The sequence below is a fragment of the Kitasatospora sp. NPDC087271 genome, from assembly GCF_044744605.1.
Lineage (GTDB): Bacteria > Actinomycetota > Actinomycetes > Streptomycetales > Streptomycetaceae > Kitasatospora.
Map to the genome: position 1 here is coordinate 592132 of NZ_JBIUYQ010000002.1, position 22858 is coordinate 614989.

Below are 22858 nucleotides of genomic sequence, written 5' to 3' on the forward strand. Positions count from 1 at the left end.
GTTCCGACCCTCTCCCTCACCTGCCGGCGAGGTTGTGACGTAGGTGTCCCCGCACGCTCTGGGTGACGCCGAGCGGGTCTCGACCGGTTCTCCGGCCGGGCCGTGCGCCGTCTCGCGGGCGGCAACGGGCACACCCGCTGCTGGCGGATACGCTACCGGTCGCACCGCATCGGACCGGAGTCGGCCGTCGGCCGATATCAGACCGGTATCCGGACGGGGGTGTCGATCGTGACTTTCCACTCACGGTCGGGCCTCCTCCTCACTTGCCGAGGACGGCCTGCATCACCGCCTTGGCGATCGGGGCGGCCAGCCGGCCTCCGCTGATGCCGTCGCGGTTGTTGGAGCCGTCCTCGACCACGACCGCGACCGCGACGGACTGGCCGTCGGTGGTCTTGGCCCACGAGGTGAACCAGGCGAACGGCAGCCCGGCATTGTCCTCGCCGTGCTGCGCGGTACCGGTCTTGCCGCCGACCTGGAGGCCGGGGATCTTGGCGTTCTTGCCGGTGCCGTTCTCCACCACCGAGACCATCAGGTCCTGCATCTTCTGCGCGGTGGCCGGGCTCATCGGCTGGGAGAACTGCTTCTCGGTGTGCTTGGAGATGGTGGTCAGCGAGGCCGAGCGCTCCTGGTCGACCAGGTACGGCTGCATCAGGCTGCCGTTGTTGGCGATCGCGGCGGACACCATGGCCATCTGCAGCGGGGTGGCGCGGGTGTCGTGCTGGCCGATCGAGTCCTGCGCGGTGCCGTCCAGGCTCGCGCTGTTCGGGAAGATGCTCTTCTCGGAACGGACCGGGGTGTCGATGGTGCTGTTGAAGCCGAACTTCTCGGCCTGCGCCCGCATCTTGTCCTTGCCGAGGTCCGCGCCCATCTTGGCGTAGACCGTGTTGCAGGACTGGTCCATCCCCGACTTGACCGTGGCGTTCCCGCACTTCTCGAGCGGCGACTCGTTGTTCAGCACCGTCTGGGTGCCCGGCAGGGTGTACGGGTCCGGCGTCGCGGTCTGGTCGTCGATGTTCTGGTACAGGCCGTTCTCGAACGCGGCGGTAGCGGTCACCAGCTTGAACGTGGAGCCGGGCGGATAGGTCTCCTTCAGCGCCCGGTTGAGCATCGGCTTGTTGGGGTCGGCGTTGAGGTCCGTCCAGGCCTTGGAGTCGCCGCTCTCGCTGCCGGCGATGGTGCCCGGGTCGTAGGACGGGGTGGAGACCAGCGCCAGGATCGCGCCGGTCTTCGGGTCGATCGCGACGGCGGCGCCCTTCTTGTCCCCGAGGCCGTCCCAGGCGGCCTTCTGGGCCTTCGCGTTGATCGTGGTGACGACGTCGCCGCCGCGCTGCTGCTCGCCGGTCAGCATGTCCAGGGTGTTGCGGAAGAACAGCCGGTCGTCGGTGCCGGAGAGGATGCCGTCCTCCAGGTTCTCCAACTGGCTGGAGCCGAAGACCTGGGAGGAGTAGCCGGTGACCGGGGCGTACATCGGGCCGTCGACCCAGGAGCGCTTGTACTTGTAGCGCAGGCCGTTGACGAAGTCGGACTTCGTGACCGGCTGGCCGCCGACGATGATGTTGCCGCGCGGGTGCGCGTACCGGTCGTACTGCTGGCGCTTGTTGTTCTTGTTGGTGGCCCAGGCATCGGCCTGGACGCCCTGCACCCAGTTGGTGCGCACCATCAGGGCCAGGATCAGGACGAGGCAGAAGATCGAGACCCGGCGGATCGGCTTGTTCATCGAGCGGGTCCTCCCTGGCCCTCGGTGGCCGGGGTCGCTTCGACCCCGGGTCGGCGGGCGCTGTCGCTGATCTTCAGCAGGATCGCGACCAGCGCCCAGTTGGCGACCACGGACGACCCGCCCTGGGCGAGGAACGGCATGGTCATACCGGTGAGCGGGATCAGCCCGGTGACCCCGCCGGCCACGACGAAGACCTGCAGCGCCATCGCCGACGAGAGCCCGACGGCGAACAGCTTGCCGAACGGGTCGCGGGCCGCGAGGGCGGTGCGCAGGCCGCGCTGCACCAGCAGGGCGTACAGCAGGAAGATCGCCATCAGGCCGGTCAGCCCGAGCTCCTCGCCGAACGAGCCCAGGATGAAGTCGCTCTTCGCGGCGAAGTTGATCAGCCAGGAGCGGCCCTGGCCGAGGCCCGAGCCGGTCACCCCGCCGGAGCCGAGCGCCATCAGCGACTGGCCGATCTGCTCGGTGGCGCCCTTGGGCGGGTGTGCTCCGAAGGCGGCCATCGGGTCGAGCCAGGCGTCGATGCGGACCTTGACGTGGCTGGTGGTCATGGCGACCGCGACCGCGCCGCCGATCGACATCAGCAGGCCGAACAGGATCCAGCTGGTCCGCTCGGTGGCGACGTAGAGCATCACCACGAACAGGCCGAAGAACAGGAAGGACGTGCCGAGGTCGTTCTCGAAGACCAGGATCAGCAGGCTGAGCAGCCAGATCACGATGATCGGGCCGAGGTCGCGCCCGCGCGGCAGGTACAGGCCCATGAAGCGGCGGCTGGCCAGTGCGAGGGCGTCGCGCTTGACCATCAGGTAGCCGGCGAAGAACACCGTCAGGATGATCTTGGCGAACTCGCCGGGCTGGATGGAGAAGCCGCCCATCCGGATCCAGATCTTGGCGCCGAAGTCCTCCGCCCGGGCCGGGAAGAAGGCCGGCGCGGCGAGCAGGACCAGCGCCGCCACCATCGAGATGTAGGTGTAGCGCTGGAGCACCCGGTGATCCTTCAGGAACACCATCACGGCGATGAACAGCCCGATCCCGAGGGCCGACCACATCAGCTGGTTCCGGGCCGCCGGGAAGTTGGCGCTCAGCAGCTTTCCGGCCTTGTCGAGCCGCCAGATCATCACCACGCCGAGACCGTTCAGCAGGGTGGCGATCGGCAGCATCAGCGGGTCCGCGTACGGCGCGAAGCGGCGCACCAGCAGGTGCGCGACCAGCGCCAGCGCGCCCATGCCGAGTCCGTAGCCGACCATGCCGCTCGGCAGCGTGGAGTCCATCGCGAGCCCCACGTTGGCGTACGCGAGGATCGGCAGCACGACGGCGAAGGCCAGCAGGGCCAGCTCGGTGTTGCGCCGGTTCGGCGCGCCCTGGAGGGAGATGGTGGTGTTGGCCCGGCGCCGGGTGGCGGCGCGGTCGGTGGCCGTCCGGCGCCTGCCGGCCCGGCCGGTGTCGTCGCTCAGGTCGTAGGTGCTCACGTGGTGACCGCTCCCTGACGGCCGGCTGCCCCGCTCGGGGCGGGCCTATGTCGGATCACGGAGGTCACTGCTTCGGGCAGGAGTCGGCCCGGCTGCGCTCCTCCTCGGTCAGCCCGGACAGGTCGCCCGACGGGCCGGTGTTCGGTGCGGCGGCGTTCGGCGCCGGGGCGGACGTGCTCGGGGCGGTCGGGGTCGGGGTGGCCGGGGTCGGGGAGGTGGGAGCCGCCGGGGGGCGGGTCTTCTCCCCCGGGGTGGGCGTGACGGCCAGGAACGCGGCGTGGGTGGCCTGCGCCGCCTGGGTGGCCGGGACGGTCCGGGCGTCGGCGACCTTCTTGCAGAGCTTGACCCAGCCGTCGAGCTCCTGGACGGTCGCGGTGGCGGCGCCCAGGCTGTCGGCCGCGATGGTCTTGTTGAGGTGCTCGGCCTGGTCCTGCGGCAGGTACTTGAGCTCGACGTCCTTGTACGCGGTGTGCACCGAGGACAGGCTCAGGCCGGCCAGGTTCTGGTTGATGCCCTGGTAGACCGCGACGTGGTCGCCCTGCTTGCCGACGTAGTACTGGTCCTGGGTCCACTGGTAGCCGAAGAACCCGGCACCGCCGAGCAGACCGAGGGTGACCAGGACGGCCACCGAGACGGTGAGGCCCTTGCGCTTGCGCTTCGCGGGCGGCTCCTCGTCGAACTCCTCGGCGCCGTACACCGAGGGCTCGCCGGAGCCGTAGCCGTACTCGCCCTCGTAGCCCTCGGCGGGGCCGAAGCCGCCCTGGGCGGCGTCGTAGCCCTCGGCCGGGCCGAAGGCGCCCTGCGGGGCGCGGCCGAGGCCGGCGGCGCGGCCGGCCGGGGTGTCGGCGATCGAGCGGTCCGCGGCGGCCGAGGACGGCGGGGTGTCGGCGACCGCGCCGACCACCACCGGCACGTCGTTGTACTGGCCGCTCGTGGTGTCCGTGGCACCGACGTCGATGACGTCCGCCACGATGCAGGTGATGTTGTCCGGACCGCCGCCGCGCAGCGCGAGCTGGATCAGCTCCTGCACGGTCTGCTCGGGCGAGTAGTAGCTGCCGAGGGTGTCCTGGAGGGTCTGGTGGCTGACCGGGCCGGAGAGGCCGTCGGAGCAGATCAGGTAGCGGTCGCCGGCGCGGACCTCGCGGATCGACAGGTCGGGCTCGACCTGGCCGCGGCCGTCGAGCGCCCGCATCAGCAGCGAGCGCTGCGGGTGGGTCTCGGCCTCCTCCGGCGTGATCCGGCCCTCGTCGACCAGGCGCTGCACCCAGGTGTGGTCCTGGGTGATCTGCACCAGCGAGCCGTCGCGCAGCAGGTAGGCGCGGGAGTCGCCGACGTGCACCATGCCCATCCGCTGGCCGGTCCAGAGCATGGCGGTCAGCGTGCAGCCCATGCCCTCCAGCTGCGGGTCCTCCTCGACCATCTGCCGGAGCCGGTCGTTGGCACCCTGGACGGCGTCGCCCAGCAGGGTCAGCAGGTCGGCGCCCGGCACGTCCTCGTCCAGTCGGACGATCGAGCCGAGCACCTCGGAGGACGCGACCTCGCCGGCCGCGGCGCCGCCCATGCCGTCGGCCACGGCCAGCAGCCGCGGCCCGGCGTAGCCGGAGTCCTCGTTCCCCTCCCGGATCAGTCCCTTGTGGGAGCCGGCGGCGAAGCGCAGCACCAGGGTCATGCGACCTGTGCCCCCCTCTGGGTCATGGACGGGATGCTGTCCCTCATGCGCTACTACTTCCGCAGTTCGATGACGGTCCTGCCGATACGGATCGGCATGCCCGGCTGGAGCGGGGTGGGCGCGGTCAGGCGCTGCCGGTCCAGATAGGTGCCGTTGGTGGAGCCTAGATCCTCGACCGTCCACTGCCCAGTCTGATCCGGATAGATCCTGGCATGCCGGGAGGACGCGTAGTCGTCGTCCAGCACGATGGTGGAGTCGTGCGCGCGGCCCAGGGTGATGGTCTGGCCCTGGAGCGCCACGGTGGTGCCGGCCAGCGAGCCCTGCACCACCACGAGCTGGGTCGGGGCGCCGCGACGGCGTCCGCCGCCCTGGGTCTGGCCCGCCGCGGGGCCGGCGGCCGGGGCCTGTGCGGCGCGCCCGGCGGCCGGAGCGGCGGCGGCGCCGCCCGGAGCGGCGTTGGCGCCACGACGGGAGGAGCGGGGGTTCACCTTGGTCCCGAACAGGTCGCTGCGGATCACCTGGATCGCGACGATGACGAACAGCCACAGCACGGCCAGAAAGCCCAGCCGCATGACCGTGAGGGTCAGTTCTGACATGGCCGGCCCGCCTGTCGGTGAGCGAGGCGCGCGAACAACTCGGACACTACCCTTCGACCTGTCGGTAGACGATGGTGGTGGAGCCCACGACGATGCGGGAGCCGTCGCGGAGCGTAGCGCGCTGGGTGTGCTGTCCGTCCACCACGATGCCGTTGGTGGATCCCAGGTCGAGAACCATCGAAGGGGTGCCGGGGCGGATCTCGGCGTGCTTGCGGGAGACCCCGGGGTCGTCGATCCGCACGTCCGCCTCGGTCGAGCGGCCGAGCACGCAGGCCGCGCCGGTGATCTGGTGGCGGGCGCCGTTCACCTCGATCCAGCGGCGGACCGAGGCGCCGTGGCCGGCGCCGGGGAAGGCGCGGACGTTGCCGCCGGACGTCGCGGGCGGGCCCGGGGGCATCGCCGGGGGCGCGGCCGGCGGCGGGGGCGCGCCGTACTGGCCGGCGCCGGTCTGCTGCCACGGTGCGCCGGGGGCCGGCGCGGCCGGCTGGCGGTCGTAGCCGGACTGCTGCGGGGCGTACTGCTGCGGCTCCTCGGCCGCCAGGGTGCGGCTGCGCACCCGGTACAGGCCGGTGTCCAGGTCGTCGGCCTTCTCCAGGTTCACCTGGAGCGGGCCCATGAAGCTGTACCGCTGGGCCTCCGCGTACTCGCGGACCATGCCGGCCAGCTCGGCGCCCAGCTGCCCGGAGTAGGGGCTGAGCCGCTCGTGGTCGTGCGGGCTCAGCTCGACGATGAAGTCGTTCGGCACGACGGTGCGGTCGCGGTTCCAGATGCTCGCGTTGTTGTCGCACTCGCGCTGCAGCGCACCGGCGATCTCCACGGGCTGGACCTCGGACTTGAACACCTTGGCGAAGGTGCCGTTGACGAGACCCTCAAGCCGCTGTTCGAACTTCTTCAGCACTCCCATGGGACACCCCCTTCCAGGGTTCGTTCGCCTGCCTGCCGACCGGATCCCGCCGGGAGTCGGTCGTGCCTACTTGCGGTACTTCCGTACTGATCGTATCCACGCCGGGCCCTTCCGTACGGTTCCCGGACAGCGTGGTGCCCGGGGGTGGGCTCGGACACACAGGGTGACGCATACCGGGTACGGCACGCCAGGTGTGCCCGCCCGGATGGGCTCCCGTCACTCGCTCGCCCGTTCGTCGTGCATCCGTTCGGATGCGCTTCGTCCCGCCGGAGAACGGATTCGGAGCGGCCCCCCGGGTCGTGCTACTGTTTTCCACGTCGGAAGGGCCGCCCACCAGGGAGGCCGGTCCAAGGGAACGCGAAGACCACATGGTACCGAGCGGTTCGGAAGATCGGTCGGCAACGAAGACGACACCCATGCGCGGGTGGCGGAATAGGCAGACGCGCTGGATTCAGGTTCCAGTGCCCGAAAGGGCGTGGGGGTTCAACTCCCCCCTCGCGCACAGCGAAGCCCCGCAGATCTACGGATCTGCGGGGCTTTCTCGTTGTCCCGGTCAGGAACGGGTGGCGGGCAGCTCGGCGCGGACCTCGAAGCCGCCGTCCTGGGTGGGGCCGGCGCTGAGCGAGCCGCCCAGCAACTGCGCGCGCTCGCGCAGGCCGACCAGGCCGTGGCCGCCGCCCGGCAGGATCTCGTCCGGGTGGACCGGGGGCGCGTCGTTGCGCACCTCGACCCGCAGCCGGCGCCCCTTCGCCCGGACCTTCACGTGCACCGCCGCCTCCGGGGCGTACTTGGTGATGTTGGTGAGCGCCTCCTGGACGGTGCGGTAGGCGGCCCGCTCGACCGCCTCCGGCCACGGGCGGTCACCGGGGTTCAGTTCGGTGTCGGCGGCCAGCCCGCTCTCCGCGATCAGCCGGGGCAGGTCGGCCAGCCGGGGCTGCGGGGCGAGCGGGGCGTCCGGGCGCGGGCTCGCGGTGCTGCGCAGCACCCCGACCATCTGGCGCAGCTCGTCGAGGGTGCGGACGGCCAGTTCGCGGATGGTGCGGGCGGTGGTCGCGGCGGCCGGGTCGCCGGTGCTCACCTGGAGCGCGCCGGCCTGGATGCTGATCAGGCTGACCTGGTGCGAGACCACGTCGTGCATCTCCCGGGCGAGCCGGCCGCGTTCGCTGATCAGCACCCGTTCGGCGAGCAGCCGGCTCTCCCGCTCCTGGCCGCGGGTGAGCTCGTCGAGCCGGGCGGCCAGCTCCCGCCGGGTGCGGGCGAGCAGCCCGGTGGCGGCCGGGCCGGCGGCCAGCATCACCGACTGGATGGCGTAGAGCGCGGTGTCCCGGCTGAGTTCGAGGGTCTGCTCGGACAGCGGCCAGTGGAAGAACTCGACCAGCGTGAACAGGGTCGCGCAGGGGATGACGATCCGCGGGCGGGGGCGTTCGGCGGCCACCGTGTAGACGGCGGTGATCGGGGCCAGCCAGATGTCGTCGACGTAGCTGCCGGGCATGGTGAGCAGCAGCGCCGCCACCGGGAAGCGGCGGCGCCAGAGCAGGGCGACGGCGGCCAGCGTGGAGAGCGCGATCTGCCACCACGGGGAGTTCCGGGCCACCAGGGCGGCGTCCAGGAGGGAGTAGAGGGCGGGCAGCAGCAGCATCAGCCAGGGGGCGGTGCACCAGGCCGGGAGCCGTCTGGACGGCAGCTGTTCGGTGGCCGTCATGCCCCGTCGCCGGGTTTCGGCCGGACCAGCCCGGCCCGGTGGGCGAGCACCGCCGCCTGGACCCGGTTGGCCGCGCCGAGCTTGCCGAGGATCGCGCTGATGTGGTCCTTGACGGTGCCGGTGCCGAGGAAGAGCCGGTCGGCGATCTCGGCGTTGGACAGTCCCTCGCCGAGCAGGGCCAGCACGTCGAGCTCCCGGCCGGTGAGGGTGCGGGCGAGCGAGGTGGCCTCGGCGTCCGGGCCGCCGCCGTCCACGTAGCCGCCGATCACGGTGCGGGTCACGGTCGGGGACAGGATGTTGCCGCCGGCCGCGAGCACCCGGACGGCGTGGACCAGCTGCTCGGGGGCGGTGTCCTTGAGCAGGAAGCCGGCGGCGCCGGCCCGCAGCGCGGTGCCGATGTACTCGTCGCTGTCGAAGGTGGTGAGCATCGCCACGGCGGGCGGGTCCGGCAGGGCGCGCAGCCGGCGCAGCACCGAGATGCCGTCGAGGTCCGGCATCCGGATGTCGAGGAGCACCACGTGCGGGCGCAGGCGCTGGACGTGCTCCTCGGCCTGGCCGCCGGAGCAGTCGCCGACGACGTCCAGGTCGGGGGCGGAGCCGACGATGAGGCCCAGGCCGGAGCGGACCAGGATCTCGTCGTCCACGATCAGCACGCGGGTGTCGGTGATGGTGCCTCCTCGGTTCTGGCGGCCGGGGTCGGGCGGTCCGCGCGGGTCGTTTCGAGGGTAGGGGTAGCCGGGGTGGGGCGCCGAACGGATGGCGGTCCTCACCCCCGCCACATGGCGGGGGTCGGAATCCGCTACCCGGTTCACGCAATTCTCAGGCCGGGTGGGGAACCATGGAGTTGGCTGCCCTTTGTCGGCCTGCTCCATTCAGTGGGCGCCCGGTCGAGGTGAGGGCCGCCGGTCAGTCCGTCGGGCCCCCTGCGGGCACCCGTCGCCGGGCCGTGTGCGGATGCGCCCCACCATCTGATCGTTTGGAATTGAGCTGTGTCGTCCACTGTGAAGTCGGAGCCTTCCGCCACGTCCACCGGGCCCCGGCCCGTCGGCGTGCTCGACCGCTGGCGCCCGCGGGCCGCCGCCGTCTCCGTGTGGTACCTCCGGCTGCTGGCGCTGCTGAACGTGGCGACGGTGCTGCTGGTGCCGTGGGGGAACCAGGTCAACGAGCACAACGAGGGTGAGTACTTCACCCCGTACCTGATGACCTCGGGTCTGGCCAGCGCGGTGCTGGCGGTCTTCCTGGCCATCGCGATGCGGCGGCGCAAGCGGGCCGCCTGGATCTTCAACGCGGCCCTGGCCAGCATGTTCGCGGTGCTGTACCTGCTGGCCATGGTGATGCCCGGCGAGCGGTTCAAGGACCACCCGCTCAACTACATCTCCACCGTGCTGACCTGCCTGTTCGTCCTGGCGCTGGTCATCGGGCGGAAGGACTTCACGTCCAAGGGCGACCGCTCCAACCCGAAGACCGCGGCGGCCACCTTCGTCGGCGGGCTGCTGTTCGGCGGGGTCGTCGGCGCGCTGCTGGTCTGGGCGACCAACGGGCTCGGCGGCGCGGGCTTCTGGGACCTCTTCCGCTACTCCGTCGGCCGGATGATCACGATCAACCCCTCGGAGCACCTGCGCTCGGTGATCTCCTCGCCGACCTGGGTCAACGCGGCGATCAACGCGATGGGCGCGGTGCTCTTCCTGCTGGTGCTCTACGTGGCCTTCCGCAGCCCGCGCGGCAAGGAGCTGCTGAACCCCGAGGACGAGGCGAAGCTGCGCTCGCTGCTGGACAAGCAGGGTGAGCGGGACTCGCTCGGCTACTTCGCGCTGCGCCGGGACAAGGCGGTGATCTTCTCCCCCAGCGGCAAGGCGGCGGTGACCTACCGGGTGATCGGCGGGGTCTCGCTGGCCTCGGGCGACCCGATCGGCGACCCGGAGGCCTGGCCGGGCGCGATCGACTCCTGGCTGGCCGAGGCCCGCGAGCACGCCTGGGCGCCGGCCGTGATGGGCGCCTCCGAGGAGGCCGGCGTGATCTACGCCCGGCACGGGCTGGACGCGCTGGAGCTGGGTGACGAGGCGATCGTCGAGCTGGACGAGTTCTCGCTGGACGGCCGGGCGATGCGGGTGGTCCGCCAGGCGTACAACCGGGTCAAGCGGGCCGGGTACACGGTGCGGATCCGCCGGCACGAGGACATCCCCGAGTGCGAGATGGCCGAACTGGTGGCCAAGGCCGACCAGTGGCGCGACGGGGCGACCGAGCGCGGCTTCTCGATGGCGCTCGGCCGGCTCGGCGACCCGGGCGACGGCCGCTGCGTGATGCTGGAGTGCCACGACGGCGACGGCGAGCTCAAGGCACTGCTGAGCTTCGTCCCGTGGGGCCCGGACGGGCTCTCGCTGGACCTGATGCGCCGGGCCCGGGACACCGAGAACGGCCTGATGGAGTTCATGGTCATCGAGCTGCTGCAGCGTGCCGAGGAGGTCGGGCTGAAGCGGGTGTCGCTGAACTTCGCGATGTTCCGCTCGGTCTTCGAGCGCGGTTCGCGGCTCGGGGCCGGCCCGGTGCTGCGGTTGTGGCGTTCCGTCCTGGGCTTCTTCTCGCGCTGGTGGCAGATCGAGTCGCTGTACCGCGCGAACGCCAAGTACCGGCCGATCTGGGAGCCCCGCTACCTGCTGTTCGAGAAGAGCAGCGAGATCCCGCGGATCGGCATCGCCAGCGCGCGGGCCGAGGGCTTCATCGTCGCGCCGAGCCTGCCCGCCCTGTTCCGCCGCCGGCACTCCGGGGCCGCCGTGGTGGCGCCCCGGCTCCCGGTCGCGGCGCGGGACGGGAAGGGGTAGCCCTCCGCCGGGGGGCGGAGGGGACCGGGCGGTCGGATAGGGGGTGACGTCAGGGATATCCCTCCCCCCAGAGGATGACCCTGATCCGCATCTATGCCGATGTGGATTTGTTAAGAGGCTTCTAATGTGGGGGTAGCTCAGAAAGTTCGGGGATTCGGGAGTAACGGTTGTGATGGACAGGACCCACGCGGGGGGCGTGCGGGAGGGGTCGCTGGCACTGGCCAGATCGGCCGCTGTCGCCGAGTGGGGGACGTTGTACGCGACGGTGCGGGACGCGGTGGTGCGCAAGAAGTTCGCCGCCGTTCCGATGGCCACGGCGGCGACGTTTCTGATCCTCCTGTTCAGCATCACCCAGCACCTGCCGGGCGGTGAGCACTTCGTCAACCGCATCGGGGTGGTGAAGGCGGCGCTGCCGCTGGACGTCTCGCTGCTGCGGACCCCGCTCTCGCTGTACGTGCCGGCGCTGGACCTGCCGGTCTGGGGCGCGCTGGCCCAGGTGTTCGTGGTCTTCGGCGTCGCCGAGATCGTGCTCGGCCGGCGGATGACCCTGGTGGTGGCCTACACCTGCACCCTGGCGGGCACGCTGTTCGCCCGGATCGGCGTGGCGCTCGGCCCGGGCCACCTGTTCGGCTTCCCGAAGTGGGTCGCCTACGTGCGGGACACCGGGCCGTCGGCCGCGGTGGTGGCGCTGGCGATCTGCATCGCGTTCCGCTGCCGGGCCTGGTTCACCGCCGGCCTGGTGGTGGTCATGATGGTCGGCGAGGCGGTCGTGCTGCCGAACCTCGCCGGGCTGGAGCACGTGGTCGCGGTGACCACCGCGCTGCTGCTCGCCGTCTCGGTCGAGGTGTTCGGGGACTTCTGGCCGCGGGTGCTGGCCGGGGTCGGGGCCGCCACCTCGGTGGCCGCGGCCGCGTCGCGGGAGGTCGCGGTGGAGGCCCGGCGGCGCCCGGCGGGCGCGCTCGTCCCCTGATCCACACACCGTCTGACGGCCGTCGGGCAGCCGGCCGTCAGGCGTGCGGCAGGGGGAGTTCGAACCAGACCACCTTGCCGACCGCCTTGCGGGCGGTGCCCCAGCGTTCGGCGAGCTTGGTCACCAGGGTGAGACCGCGGCCGGTCTCGCCCAACTGCTCGGCCGGTTCCAGCGACGGCAGGTTGTGGTTGTCGTCGCTGACCTCCACCAGCAGCTTGTCCACCCGGATCAGCTGGAGCTGGACGCGGTCCCGGGCCACCCGGACGGCGTTCGTGACCAGCTCGCTGACCAGCAGCTCGGTGATGTCGCTGAGCGCCTCCAGGTGCCAGCCGGCCAGCTGCTCGCGGACCAGCGAGCGGGCCCGGCGCACCTCGCGGTGGTCCACCCTGAGGTCCCAGGTGGCCACCTCGGACGGGGCGACCCCGTCGAAGCGGGCCACCAGCAGGGCGACGTCGTCCTTCCGGTCGTCCGAGTGCAGCCGCTTGAGCACCACGTCGCAGGCCTGCTCGGGGCTCTGCAGCGGGTCGATCAGATTGCCGCAGAGCGCGGCCAGGCCCGCTCCTATGTCGCCGCCCCGGACCTCGACCAGGCCGTCGGTGCACAGCACCAGCATCGAGCCGTCCGAGACGTCGATGGTCTTGGCGACGAACGGCACCCCGCCGACCCCGATCGGCGCGCCGGCCGGGATCTCCAGCAGCTCGCCGGAGCCGTCCGGGTGCACCAGCACCGGCGGGACGTGGCCGGCGCTGGCCAGCTCGCAGGTCCGGTTGATCGGGTCGTAGACCGCGTACAGGCAGGTGGCGAGGTGGTCGTCGCCGAGCTTGTGGGCCAGGTTGTCCAGGTGCCGCAGCAGCTGGCCGGGCGGCAGGTCGAGCGCGGCGAGGGTCTGCATGGCCGTCCGGAAGCGGCCCATCGCGGCCGCCGAGTGCAGGCCGTGGCCCATCACGTCGCCGACCACCAGGGCGACCCGGCTGCCGGGCAGCTGGATCGCGTCGAACCAGTCGCCGCCGACCTCGGCCTTCGGGTCGCCCGGCAGGTAGCGGTGCGCGATCTGGACGCCGGGGATCTGCGGCGGGCGGGTCGGGATCATCGAGCGCTGGAGGGTGGTGGCCACCCTGGCCTCGGCGCGGTGCAGCCGGGCGTTGTCCAGGGAGAGCGCGGCGCGGACGGCCAGCTCCTTGAGCGTGGCGGCGTCGCTCTCGTCGAAGGGGGCGCGGTCCGGCAGCCGGAGCAGCTTGAGGATGCCCAGCACGGTGCCCCGGGCGGACAGCGGCACCACCAGCATCGAGCGGCCGGAGACCACCGGGGCCAGCCGGGCCCCGCCGAGCGCGATCGCGTAGTCGACCGCGACGTCCGCGCTGATCACCGGGACCAGGACCGGCTGGTTCAGCTGCAGGGCCATCCCCGGCGGGGTGCGGCGCGGCATGCTGACCAGCGAGCCCTCGGACAGCACGTGGTCCCAGGCGCCGCCGGTCTCGTTGTAGACCAGGGCGACCCGGCGGAGCATGGTGTCGTCGTCCGGGCGGGCGGCCGGCAGCTCGGATTCGGAGATCAGCCCGTCCACCAGGTCCACGCAGGCGAAGTCGGCGACCCGGGGGACCAGCACCTGGCAGAGCTCGTGCGCGGTGAAGCCGAGGTCCAGGGTGGTGCCGACCTTGCCGCCGACCTCGTTCAGCAGCGCCAGCTGCTCGCCGGCCTGCCCGTTGGTCAGGAACGGGCTCAGCCGACCGGACTGGGCGCCCTCGGCGCCGGCGGGGGCGGAAGGGGCCCGGCCGGTGCGGCGGGGTGGACGGCCGTGGGCGGACGGTTCGGCGGCGGCCGGCTCGATGGCGGCTCCTCCTCCGGTCGGGGACGGGGCGGTCGGGGACGGGACCGCCGGGGCCGGGGCGGTCGGTGGGACGCCCGCCGGGGCGCCGGCGGCGCCGGACGGCTGGGCGGCCGCGGACCGCTCGGCGGTCTCGCGCTGGGCCGGCAGCGGGGCGGTCGGCCGCCCCCGGACCGTCCGGGCCGGGGGCGCGGACTGCTCAGGCTGCGGCGGCGGGCCGACCCGGGCGGCGCGCTGCTGGGCGGTCGGGTAGCGGCGGCCGAGTCCGGCGGCGGCGTGCGCGGCGGCGGCCTGCGGGTCGGCGGGCAGGACCGGCAGCACGGTGGCCGGGTCCAGCCGCAGAGCGGGCAGACCGGCCTGGTCCAGCACGTCGAGCAGCAGCGCCCGGCGGTCGGCCGAACCGGCCGGCAGCAGCCCGGCCAGCCGGTCGGCCGACAGCAGACCGGCGCGCAGCCGGCCGGGCGGGGTCAGGGCCGCGCCCAGCCGGTGGAAGCCGCCCCGGGCGGGCGGGGCGGCGGCGAACGGCAGCAGCCGCTCGCCGAGTGCGAGCCGGGGGCCGGCGGTGCGCAGCGGCCGGGCGTCGGCGGCGAGGGCGAGCAGGCCGCCGAACGGGTCGGGCAGCGGCCAGGCCCACCAGAGCACGTCGCGCAGGTGCTCCTCGCGGTCGATGACGGCCAGCTGGCCGGCCCAGGGGCGCCCGTCGGCGGTCAGCGCGGCCAGGGTGTCCAGGGCGTCGCAGCGGCGGCGCACGACGGACCCGGCGGCCTGGCCGGGGGCGGCGAGCGGTTCCACGGCGGGCAGCAGTCCGCTGGCCGGCCGGTCGTGGGCGACCTCGGCGCGGTGCCCGAACAGTTCCTCGGCGGCCCGGCTCCACTGGGCGATCCGTCCGGTCCGGTCGACCAGGACGAGGGCGAGCCGGACCAGGGCGGCCACGCCGGTCGGGTGGTCACCCGGTACGGCCTCGGCGCCCGCCGGACGCGGTGTGGAGTTGGACTCGGCCACCATGGATTCGGTCTGCTCCCGCCTGGCCGCCACGCCTGGAGGCGGCCGTCTCTCCGGAGGAAGGCACGCTGTGCGGAAACCCGGGGCGTGTCTTGTGGATCGTGCCGGGCTTGAGGGCGTGTCTGAACGAGTCCGCCGGGCGCCCGACGCCGCGTGCTGATCCGACGCGAATCATCAGACACGCCCTAGCGAAGCACGGACCGGCCCGGGCGTGATAGCGAAACGGGGAGATTCCTCAGGATCGGTTGCGTGTCGTGCGGCGCGCGCCGGTTCGCACTCCCCGTTCACCCGGACGGGGCCTTCGCGCGCGAGGGTAGGGTGGCAGGCCGGGCCACCCCGCGAGGCGGCTCCGCATGGACGCAGCCGGCCGGACGAGACAGAGGCGAGAAGTGACCGCGCAGAGCCCCGTCCGCTGGACGGACCCGCAGCAGCAGGAGCTGGAGGAGCGGGTCGCCGCCGCCGAACTCGCCTGGCTCAGCATGGACGTCGACGTGCAGACGCTGCGGGTCGAGATCGACAACTTCGCGCTGATCCACCATCAGCTGCTGGGCCCGCTCTACGCCCGGCTGGACGAGCTGGAGGCGCTGGTCGCCGAGGCGGTCGCGGCCAGGACCGGGCACCCCGAGGACCTCCGCCGGGCCGCCGAGGCCCGCCGGCAGGTCGACGAACTGCCCGACCTCGACGCGCTGTTCGACTCCGTCCGGGAGCAGGAGGCGGCCCCGCCGCCGCCCGCCGCGCCGGCCCGGGTGCGCCCCGGGCGGGACGCCCAGCGGATCTACCGCGAGCTGGTCCGCCGGGCCCACCCCGACCTCAGCACCGACCCGGCCGAGCAGCAGCGCCGGGCCGCGTTCCTGGCCCGGGTGAACGAGGCCTACGCGGTCGGCGACGCCGCCGCGCTGGAGGGCCTGTCCGCCGAGTGGTCCACCGCGCCGGAGGCCGCGCCCGGAACCGACTCCCCCGACCGGCTGGAGTGGCTGCGCCGCCGGCTGGAGTGGCTGACCGGCAAGATCACCGAGACCGCCACCGAGCAGGTCCGGCTGGAACAGACCCCGATGGGTCAGCTGCTCGCGCTGGCCCCGCAGGACCCGGACCGGCTGCTGGAGCAGCTCGCCGAGGAACTGCTCGCCAAGGCCGCCGCCCAGCAGGCCGAACTGGAGCGGCTGCTCGGCGCCCCGGCCGCGGCGGGCGACGGCCACCGGCGGCCCGTGGGCGACAATGGCACCGACCCGACCCAGCCCCAGGAGAGCCACACGATGTTCGCGCAGATCCCTTCCACCACCGCCGCCGCAGTGCCCGCCGACGCAGCCCTGCTGGACGTGCGCGAGCAGGACGAGTGGGACGCCGGCCACGTGGACGGCGCGCTGCACATCCCGCTCGGCGAGGTGATCGCCCGGATCGGCGAGCTGCCGGACGGGAAGCTGTACGTGCTCTGCCGGGTCGGCGGCCGCTCCGCGCAGGTCGTCCAGTACCTGGTGCAGCAGGGCCGGGACGCGGTGAACGTGGACGGCGGCATGTACGCCTGGGAGGGCGCGGGCCGTCCGATGGTCAGCAGCACCGACCAGGACGCCTTCGTCCTGTAGGCCTGTAGGCCGGTGGCCCCGTGGCCCCGTGGCCCCGTGGCCCGGTGGCCCGGTGGCCCCGTCCGGCACCGTCGTGTTCGCCCGGTAGGGCAGGATGGGCGCGCGACCGCGCCGGGACGGGACCCGGGCGGCGCGCCGACCGGGCCGGGGAGGCCATGACGGAGACGACGGACCGCCCGGCCGCCGGACGGGTCTGGTCGACGCCCGCGCAGCTCGTGCTCGGCCTGACCGCGGCGGTGCTGGTGGTCGGCACCGGGCTCTTCCTCGCGGCGGTGTTCCTGCACGTCGCGCCGGCCAACTCGCTGTCCCGGCAGTACCGGGACGAGGTCGACGGCCTGGTGTACCCGGAGTTCGAGCAGAACTGGCGGCTGTTCGCGCCGAATCCGCTGCAGCAGAACGTCAGCCTGGACGCCCGGGTGCGCACCGCCGCCGCCGACGGCACCACCCGCACCCGCGACTGGACCGGGCTGACCGCGCAGGACGTCGCCGCGATCCGGCACAACCCCGCCCCCAGTCACGTCGACCAGAACGTGCTGCGCCGGGCCTGGGACTTCTACGACGGCTCGCACAACCCGCAGGACGAGGCGCTGACCAACACCCGCGGCAGGCTCGCCGAGCAGTACCTCAAGCGGATCGCCCTGCAACGGATCGGCCGGGAGGTGGACGGCGAGCGGATCCTGGAGGTCGAGTTCCGGGCCACCGCGGTGACCGTCCCACCGCCGTCCTGGAGCGGCGAGGCCGCGCCACCGGCGCCGAAGGTGCGGGAGCTGCCCTGGTGGCCGGTGGACGACGAGGACTACCGGGAGCTCGGGTGAGCGAGGTGTCGCCGGAGGTGTCGTCCGACGTGGCGTCCGAGCTCTCGCCGGCGGCCGAGCCGCGGTGGTCGGAGGGCATCCCGCGCCAGGCCGGGCAACCGCCCGCCGCCGGCTCGGCCCCCGGGCCCCGGCCCGACCCGGCGCCGCGCGGGCCCGGCCCGGCCGACCTGGCCGCCCGGGCGATGGCGGCCTTCACCGGGCGTGCGCTGGGCCGCCACCAGGCCGCCGTGGTGCGGATCGGCTTCGGGCTGGTCTGGCTCGCCTACCTGCTGCGCGAGTGGCCCAACCGGCGGGTGCTGTACGGGGACCGGTCGCCCTGGTCGATGGACCTGGCCGAGCGGCTGCTGACCGACAACGGGGCGTTCACGGTGCTGCCGTGGTTCGGCGGGCGGCCCTGGTTCGAGCTGGTCTACCACCTGGCGGTGCTGGCCGCCGTCGCGGTGGTGCTGGGCTGGCGGACCAGGGCCAGCGCGGTGCTGTTCCTGGTCACCGTGCTGTCGCTGCAGAACCGCAACGTCTTCCTCGGCGACGGCGGCGACAACGTCGTCCACCTGATGGCGGTCTACCTGGTCTTCACCCGCTGCGCCGAGGTGTGGTCGCTGGACGCCCGGCGGTCCCGGCCGGGGCGGGCCGGGGTGGTGCTCTGGGTGCTGCTCGGCGCCGTCCTGGCGGCCTGCCAGGTCGGCGGCTTCTCCGGTGAGAGCCTCACCTGGACGGTCCGGACCTTCCCGTACGCGGGCTGGGCGCCGTTGTTCTGGGGGCTCTGGGCGGTGGCCGGGCTCTGGTGGACGCTGGGGCGGCTGCGGCCGGACGGCGAACCGCGCGCGGTGCTCGACGCGCTGGCGAACATGGTGCACAACTGCGCGATGCTGGTGATCGCCGTCGAGGTGGTGCTGATCTACGCGACGGCCGGCTGGTACAAGGTGCAGGGCTCGCGCTGGCAGGACGGCACCGCGCTGTACTACCCGCTGCACCTGGACTACTTCACGCCCTGGCCGTGGTTGTCCGGGCTGGTCGGCTCGGCGCTGCTGCCGGTCTTCCTGATCTCGTACGGCACGGTGGTCGTGCAGGTCGCGTTCCCGTTCACGCTGCTCAACCGGCGGGTCAAGAACGTGCTGCTGGCGGTGCTGCTGGCCGAGCACCTGGGGATCGCGCTGCTGCTCGGGCTGCCGGTGTTCTCGCTCGCGATGATCGCGGCGGACGCGGTGTTCCTGCCGACCGGCGCGCTGCTCTGGGTGGCGGCGCGGCTGCGGCGGATCCGGCGGTCACGAGCGCCGGTCACGGAGGGCGTGCCCTAGGCTGACCCGTATGTCCTGGTTCGCCGCCCTTCGTGACACCGCGCGGACCGGACTCACCCTCGACCGGGCGCTCACCGACCCCAAGCGGGCCCTGCGCGGGGCCGTCGCGGTGGCCTTGGTGCTCTTCCCCACCCTCGCGCTCGGCGGGGTCGCGCTCGCCACCTCGGCCGCGATGGGCGCCTTCATCGCCGGCACGGCCACCTTCCAGCGCAGCTTCCGGCCCCGGGCCAGTCTCGCCGTCGCGGCCGGGGCCGGGCTCGGGATCAGCACCTTCCTCGGCTACCTGGCGGCCGGGGTCCCCGGGTTGTTCCCGGTGCTGCTCGCGGTGTGGGCCTTCGGAGCCGGGCTCGCCTGGGCGATCGGGCCGACCGCCGGGGTGGTCGCGACCAACACCGTCTCGGTGATGCTGATCGTCGTCCAACTGCCGGTCAGCGCGACCGCCGCGCTCGGACACGGGCTGGTCGCCGCCCTCGGCGGGGTCGTCCAAGCCGTCGTCATCACCCTTTGGCCGATCGGGAGCTGGAGTGCCCAGCGGGACGCCCTCGCCGACACCTACGCGGAACTCGCCGACTACGCGCGCAGGTTGAGGCAGGATCCGACCGCGCACGTCGACCCGGCGCCGTTCATGACGGCCCGGCACGCCGCCGCCCTGACGCCCTGGCAGGACCGCCACCGGCCGGCCGAACTGCGCGGCCTGCGCGGCCTCGCCGAGCGCATCCGGCCCACCCTGGCCGCGCTCGCCGATCCCAAGGTGGGCGCCCCGGAGGAGGGGCCCGAACGCGACCGGGCCCGTGAGGTGCTGGCGGCCGCCGCCGAGGTCATGGACGCCCTGGCCCGGGCCGTCCGCACCGGCGACCCCGTCCGGCTGCCCCGCTCGGCGCCCACGCTCACCCTGGTCCCGCCGGACGAGGGGCCGCGGTTGCAGGGGGCGGCCCGGCGGTCGGCCCGCCGGCTGGGCGGGCTGCTGCGCAAGGCCGCGGACACGCTGGAGCGGGGCGACGCGGACACCATCACCACGCCCGTGATCGGCGCGGGCGGGGCGCTGCACAAGCCGTCGATCCTCCGGATGCTGCCGGTCGCGCTGCGGACGGTGCGCCGGCAGCTGCGGCCGCGCTCGGCGATCTTCCAGCACGCCGTCCGGCTCGCCGGGGTGGTCACCGTGGCCTACCTGCTGGCCCGGCTGGTCGGGTTCCACCACGGCTACTGGGCGCCGATGACCGCCGCGATGGTGATGCGGCCGGACTTCGCCCAGACCTACAGCCGGGGTGTCGCCCGGCTGGCCGGGACGGTCGTCGGGGTCGCCGTCTCGACGCTGGTGGTGCAGCTCACCCACCCCGGGGAGTGGGTGCTGGCCGCGCTGGCCGTGCTGTGCATCGGCGGGTCGTACCTCGCGTTCCGGACCGGGTACGCGCTGACGACGGTCGGGATCTCGACGTACGTGGTGTTCCTGCTCGGGCTCCAGGCCGGGAACCCGCTCACGACGGCCTTCGAACGGGTCGGGCTCACCCTGCTCGGCGGGTCGGTGGCGCTGGTGACGTACGCGCTCTTCCCGACCTGGCAGACCGCCCGGCTCGGGGAGCGGCTGGCCGAGTGGCTCGCCGCCGCCGGGCGGTACGCGGCCGCGGTGATCGCCTGCTACGAGGACCCGGCCGCGCCGCGCGGGCGGGCGGTGCGGACCGCGCTGCTGGACTCCCGGGAGGCCCGCTCGGAACTGCTCCAGGCCATGCAGCGCGCCGACGCCGAACCGGGCCGGCACGCCTCCGGGCTGCCCGGGGTGTCCCGGCGCCAGGTCGACCGGGCCCGGGCGGCCGTCGGGCACCTCGGACGGGTCGCCGTCCTGCTGGAGGCGCACCTGCCGGCCGCCGACGCCGACCCGGTGCCGGGGACGGCGGAGTACGCGGAGGAGCTGCGGCTGGCCACCGCGCTCGCGGGGGCGGCGCTGCTCACCGGGCAGCCGGTGGAGTTCGGCGCCGTGCGGGAGGCGCAGGCGCGGCTGGAGGAACGGCTGGCGCAGGCGCCGGCGGGGGTGCAGCGGGACGTGGTGCGGGCGGGGACGCGGCTGCTGGGGCAGGCGCTGAAGGACCTGGAGCGGGCGCTGCGGGGGCGGGAGGACGTGCGGGGGCCGCAGTAGGCGACGTTCGCCCCTCCTGGAAGGGCGAACGTCGGGGGGAGAACGTCGGGGCCGAACGGCGTCGGGGCGTCAGGCGGCGCGGGCGGCGGCCTCCAGCCAGTTGGCGAACTCGCAGGCGAAGTGCCACTGGTGGCCGGTGCCGAGGAGGGCGGGGGCGGCCTCGGGGAACTGGACGGTGAGGCGGATCCGCAGGCCGTCCGGGGTGTCGGCGAACTCGTGCATCACCCGCAGCACCTCGGTGCCGTCGGCGAGGGTGCCGGTGCCGCCGATGCGGACCGGGAAGGCCTGGTGGCCGGGCCCGGCGATCGGGACGTCGTCGTGGAAGCGCAGGAAGAAGCGGGCCGGGCCGGTGCCGAGGGTCTCGATGATCTCGACCCGTTCGCCGGTGGAGTCGGCCAGGTAGTGCTCGGGGTTGGCGGCGAGCAGGGCGTCCCGGTCGGGGGCGTGCAGGCGGCCCTGCCACCAGGTGAGGAAGCGGTCGGCGTCGATGCCGGCGGCGGTGAGCTCGGTGACGGCGGTGCTCCACCGGCCACCGGAGGCGTGGGCCCAGGCGGCCAGGGCGGTGTCGGCGGCGGTGGTGTCGGGGGTGAGCAGTTCGCGCGTCCGGTCGTCGCCGAGGCGCTGCTTGAGCAGGCGCAGGGCGGCGCGGGCGCGGTCGAGCTCCCAGGCGAGGACGGCCTCGCGCGGGTGGCTGGTGCCGTCGATGTCGGTGTGGACGGTGAGCGCGGTGGTGTTCACGGCGTCACTCCTCGGCTCCTCAACGATGCGGAGAGATTTTCTCCGCTTCACTGGACGCTAGCATAGGGGGAGAGAATTTCTCCGGTTAGGGAGTTGCCGATGAGGGCCGACGCGGAACGCAGCCGGCGCAGGATCCTGGACGCCGCCTGCGAGGTGTTCCTGGAACGGGGCCCGGACGCCCCGCTGGACGCCGTGGTCCGGCGGGCCGGCGTCGGCCCGGCCACCCTCTACCGGCGCTTCCCCGACCGGGAGGCCCTGGTCCGCGCCCTGGTCACCGACCTGCTGGCCCGGCTCGCCGAGGCCGCCGAACGGGCCCGCCGCGACGAGACCGACCCGTACCGGGCGCTGCGCCGCTTCGTGCACGCCGCCGCCGACCTGCGGATGGGCGCGGCGATCGTGGTGCTGCTGGAGCGGCTGGTGGTGGACGAGGACCTGGTCGCCGTCCGCCGCGAAGCCGTCACCGCCGTCGAGGCGCTGCTGCGCGCCGCCCAGGACGCCGGGCGGCTGCGGGCCGACGTGGGGATGGGCGACCTGGTGCTGCTCTGCGTCCGGGTGTCCCGCCCGCTGCCGGGCGCGCTGGCCGCGCTCGACGCGGACGGCTCGCTGGTCCACCGGCACCTCGACCTCGCGCTCGCGGGGCTCGCCGCCGATCCGGACGGCCCGACCGGCCGGCCGCTCGGCTTCGACGAGGTGATCGCCGCCGCGGGCCGCCCCGGCGAGCCCGGCCCGGGCGGGGCTGCCCCAGGCGGGGTGGTCCTGGATCAGACGGTCCTGGATCAGGTGGCCTCGGATCAGACGGCCTCGGACGAGGTGGCAGAGTGAACGCCATGAACGCCATGAACGCCATGGACGACGAGGTGCTGCGGGCGTGGCGGGCGGCGGAGCGGGAGCCGGGGGCCGTCCTGCTGGACGGGTTCCACCCGCTGAAGCACGCGCTGCGCTTCGGCGGGGACGTCCGGCGGGTGCTGACCGCCGACCGGGCGGCGCTGCTGGCCCTGGCCGGGGAACTGGCGCCGGACGTCGCGCCGGCGCTGGACGCGCTGGCGGTGGAGCTGCCCGAGGAACGGCTGCGGACGCTGGCACCCCGGCTGCACCCGACCGGGGTGGTCGCCCTGGCCGCGCGGCCGTCCGTCGGGGCGAACCTGGCGGCCCTGGCCCGGCGCCCGCGCCCGGCCCCGGTGGTGCTGCTGGAGAACCCGCGCAACCTGGGCAACGTCGGGGCGGTGATCCGGCTGGCGGCCGGCTTCGGCGCCACCGGTGTGGTGACCACCGGCGATCTGGACCCCTGGCACCCGACCGTGCTGCGCGGCAGCGCGGGCCTGCACTTCGCCACCGCGGTGGAGCGGCTGGCCCTGCCGGAGCTGCCCGCCGGGCCGCTGTACGTGCTGGACCCGGAGGGCGCGGACATCCGGACGCTGCCGTTCCCGGACGACGCGCTGCTCGCCTTCGGCACCGAGCGGCACGGCGTCTCGGCGGAGCTCAAGGCGCGGGCGGACCACCTGGTCTCGGTGCCGATGCAGCCGGGGGTGTCCAGCTTCAACCTGGCCACCAGCGTGGCGATGGGCCTCTTCCACTGGATGTCGTCGAAGCCTCAGGGGTGAGGCGTGGCGCCCGCCGGGGCGG

At 73.8% G+C, this 22858-nt stretch carries 17 protein-coding genes and 1 tRNA gene; 9 read left to right on the top strand and 9 right to left on the bottom strand.

Annotated elements, in window-relative coordinates; translation table 11 throughout:
* Nucleotides 1–259 precede the first annotated feature (259 nt).
* From ACIO9K_RS05775 to ACIO9K_RS05795, 5 genes are all read right to left on the bottom strand, one after another.
* Nucleotides 260–1717, bottom strand: a complete 1458-nt coding sequence (locus ACIO9K_RS05775) for a penicillin-binding transpeptidase domain-containing protein (RefSeq protein ID WP_363619391.1) — start codon at nucleotides 1715–1717, stop codon at nucleotides 260–262.
* The gene (locus tag ACIO9K_RS05780) at nucleotides 1714–3090 is read right to left on the bottom strand and encodes an FtsW/RodA/SpoVE family cell cycle protein (protein ID WP_363588014.1); all 1377 of its coding nucleotides are present in this window, start codon (nucleotides 3088–3090) and stop codon (nucleotides 1714–1716) included. The genes ACIO9K_RS05775 and ACIO9K_RS05780 overlap by 4 nt, the downstream gene beginning before the upstream one ends.
* A 160-nt stretch (nucleotides 3091–3250) precedes the next feature.
* The gene (locus ACIO9K_RS05785) at nucleotides 3251–4855 is read right to left on the bottom strand and encodes a protein phosphatase 2C domain-containing protein (RefSeq protein ID WP_363619390.1); all 1605 of its coding nucleotides are present in this window, start codon (nucleotides 4853–4855) and stop codon (nucleotides 3251–3253) included.
* A 53-nt stretch (nucleotides 4856–4908) separates the two neighbouring features.
* Complete coding sequence (locus ACIO9K_RS05790; protein WP_363619389.1) at nucleotides 4909–5451, bottom strand: FHA domain-containing protein; 543 nt, start codon at nucleotides 5449–5451, stop codon at nucleotides 4909–4911.
* A gap of 46 nt (nucleotides 5452–5497) precedes the next feature.
* Complete coding sequence (locus ACIO9K_RS05795) at nucleotides 5498–6355, bottom strand: DUF3662 and FHA domain-containing protein (RefSeq protein ID WP_363587988.1); 858 nt, start codon at nucleotides 6353–6355, stop codon at nucleotides 5498–5500.
* A 418-nt stretch (nucleotides 6356–6773) separates the two neighbouring features.
* Here ACIO9K_RS05795 and ACIO9K_RS05800 point away from each other — a divergent pair.
* Nucleotides 6774–6857, top strand: a tRNA-Leu gene (locus ACIO9K_RS05800).
* 51 nt (nucleotides 6858–6908) lie between these two features.
* Here the strand turns inward: ACIO9K_RS05800 and ACIO9K_RS05805 are convergent.
* Complete coding sequence (locus ACIO9K_RS05805; RefSeq protein ID WP_363619388.1) at nucleotides 6909–8057, bottom strand: histidine kinase; 1149 nt, start codon at nucleotides 8055–8057, stop codon at nucleotides 6909–6911.
* Nucleotides 8054–8725 (bottom strand): response regulator transcription factor, encoded by a 672-nt coding sequence (locus tag ACIO9K_RS05810; RefSeq protein ID WP_363588016.1) that lies wholly within the window; start codon nucleotides 8723–8725, stop codon nucleotides 8054–8056. The genes ACIO9K_RS05805 and ACIO9K_RS05810 overlap by 4 nt, the downstream gene beginning before the upstream one ends.
* A gap of 321 nt (nucleotides 8726–9046) precedes the next feature.
* On the opposite strand from ACIO9K_RS05810, the gene ACIO9K_RS05815 reads away from it, so the two are divergent.
* On the top strand, nucleotides 9047–10876 hold the full coding sequence (locus ACIO9K_RS05815) for a phosphatidylglycerol lysyltransferase domain-containing protein (RefSeq protein WP_400327283.1): 1830 nt from the start codon (nucleotides 9047–9049) through the stop codon (nucleotides 10874–10876).
* 172 nt (nucleotides 10877–11048) lie between these two features.
* The gene (locus ACIO9K_RS05820) at nucleotides 11049–11846 is read left to right on the top strand and encodes a hypothetical protein (protein WP_363587992.1); all 798 of its coding nucleotides are present in this window, start codon (nucleotides 11049–11051) and stop codon (nucleotides 11844–11846) included.
* A gap of 37 nt (nucleotides 11847–11883) precedes the next feature.
* Here ACIO9K_RS05820 and ACIO9K_RS05825 read toward each other — a convergent pair whose 3' ends face one another.
* Nucleotides 11884–14706, bottom strand: coding sequence for a SpoIIE family protein phosphatase (locus tag ACIO9K_RS05825; RefSeq protein WP_400327286.1), 2823 nt, complete (start codon nucleotides 14704–14706; stop codon nucleotides 11884–11886).
* Nucleotides 14707–15062: 356 nt separating this feature from the next.
* Here ACIO9K_RS05825 and ACIO9K_RS05830 point away from each other — a divergent pair, with 356 nt between their 5' ends.
* From ACIO9K_RS05830 to ACIO9K_RS05845, 4 genes are all read left to right on the top strand, one after another.
* The gene (locus tag ACIO9K_RS05830; RefSeq protein ID WP_363619386.1) at nucleotides 15063–16253 is read left to right on the top strand and encodes a rhodanese-like domain-containing protein; all 1191 of its coding nucleotides are present in this window, start codon (nucleotides 15063–15065) and stop codon (nucleotides 16251–16253) included.
* Between the two features lie 155 nt (nucleotides 16254–16408).
* A complete protein-coding gene (locus tag ACIO9K_RS05835; RefSeq protein WP_363619385.1) occupies nucleotides 16409–17068 on the top strand; it encodes a DUF5819 family protein in 660 nt (219 codons plus the stop codon).
* Nucleotides 17065–18366, top strand: coding sequence for an HTTM domain-containing protein (locus ACIO9K_RS05840; RefSeq protein WP_400327289.1), 1302 nt, complete (start codon nucleotides 17065–17067; stop codon nucleotides 18364–18366). Before ACIO9K_RS05835 ends, ACIO9K_RS05840 begins: the two co-directional genes overlap by 4 nt.
* Before the next feature lie 10 nt (nucleotides 18367–18376).
* The gene (locus ACIO9K_RS05845) at nucleotides 18377–20497 is read left to right on the top strand and encodes an FUSC family protein (protein ID WP_400327291.1); all 2121 of its coding nucleotides are present in this window, start codon (nucleotides 18377–18379) and stop codon (nucleotides 20495–20497) included.
* Between the two features lie 69 nt (nucleotides 20498–20566).
* Here the strand turns inward: ACIO9K_RS05845 and ACIO9K_RS05850 are convergent, their stop codons facing one another.
* A complete protein-coding gene (locus ACIO9K_RS05850) occupies nucleotides 20567–21235 on the bottom strand; it encodes a hypothetical protein (protein WP_400327293.1) in 669 nt (222 codons plus the stop codon).
* 99 nt (nucleotides 21236–21334) lie between these two features.
* Between ACIO9K_RS05850 and ACIO9K_RS05855 the strand changes: the two genes are divergently transcribed.
* Together ACIO9K_RS05855 and ACIO9K_RS05860 are read left to right on the top strand one after the other, a co-directional pair.
* Complete coding sequence (locus ACIO9K_RS05855) at nucleotides 21335–22057, top strand: TetR/AcrR family transcriptional regulator (RefSeq protein WP_400327295.1); 723 nt, start codon at nucleotides 21335–21337, stop codon at nucleotides 22055–22057.
* Between the two features lie 23 nt (nucleotides 22058–22080).
* Entirely contained in the window at nucleotides 22081–22836 is a 756-nt protein-coding gene (locus ACIO9K_RS05860) for an RNA methyltransferase (protein WP_363588022.1), read from the top strand.
* The last annotated feature ends 22 nt before the right edge of the window (nucleotides 22837–22858 follow it).